At 44.1% G+C, this 1,173-nt stretch carries 1 protein-coding gene; it reads right to left on the bottom strand.

The window, feature by feature from the left end; all coding sequences use genetic code 11:
• Window positions 1–74 precede the first annotated feature (74 nt).
• Window positions 75–1,173, bottom strand: a 1,099-nt coding sequence (locus A3729_RS23290) for a methyltransferase (protein WP_068634342.1), incomplete at its 5' end; no start/stop codon positions are given.

Here is a 1,173-nt window from a genome sequence, read left to right as displayed (position 1 = left end):
AGTCCAGCCTACCTGAGATCATAAAATCCCAGACTAACACAAACATGAATATTATTCATATTTTAAGGAATGGCTTACTTCCCAGCTTTGAGAATTACAAACTTCTTATTCGCTGCGATATTTTCAAAGTTACCAAATATTCTTTTCAAGTCAGAATGGTAGCCAAGGTGCCGATTTGCCACGAGCCATACCTCGCCACCCGTTTTCAATGCACGTTTGGCTTCTTTGAAAAAGGATTGGGCTATCGAAGTGCTCACCGTATTTTGCTGATGAAACGGCGGGTTACAAAGAATCAATTCCAATGAATTAGACTTAGCCTTGCTCAAGCCGTCACAAGCAATAAACTCAGCACGGTTTGTAGGCATATTGACCGCCAAATTGTGTTTCGCAGACTGTACCGCCTGAAAAGACTCGTCATAGAAAAACATCTGGGCATTAGGAAAGCGCTGTAAGTAGGCTAAACCAAGTACCCCATTCCCACAGGCTAAATCAGCGACTTGTGAAACCTCCGGTAAGCACTTGTAATGCCCCAAAAAGAAGCGACTGCCAATATCCAAATGATCATTGCTAAAGACATTTGGTAAAGCCTTCAAGTTCAATTCAAAATCGGGAACGCTGACAGACTTGCACTGTTCAAATATATTCTGCTCTGAAGCGTACGCCAGAGATTTATCAACCTCTGCCCTCCAGACTCGCGCTTTTTTTACACCTGGCAAAAAACTCGCCGGGCCAAAGCACTTCTCCAGCAACTCATACTGACCTTTGCTTAAGTGCTTATCCATACCTGCAAGTAAAAGTGTACAGCCTTCTTGTGCCCACTTATTCAGTTCAGCGAGTAAATAAGCCAGCTGGCTTTTAGATTTAGGTACTCGACCAATGATTAAGTCTGGGCGCTCTTCTCGTTTGACGAGATACTCAAGACCCGACTCAAAGTCCAGCACATTATCGTCATTCGCTTCAGCATTCTTCTTGAGGTTCTGTCGCGTTGCTTCTAATGACATCCATGAGTCGCCGTAACAGAGGGGCTTATATTTCATTAAAGGAATCGTCAAAGCACCAAAGTTATCGTGCACGATACAAAGCTGCTTGAAGCTTCCAGCCATGTCATCAACCAGATTAAGCAGGTAGCTGTCTGCAGCATCCCAGGCACGCAACTGACTACGCTTTTCAACA

The organism is Oleiphilus sp. HI0043 (genome assembly GCF_001634935.1).
The sequence above is the reverse complement of the archived record's forward strand: the minus strand, read 5'-3'. Positions and strand labels throughout refer to the sequence as shown.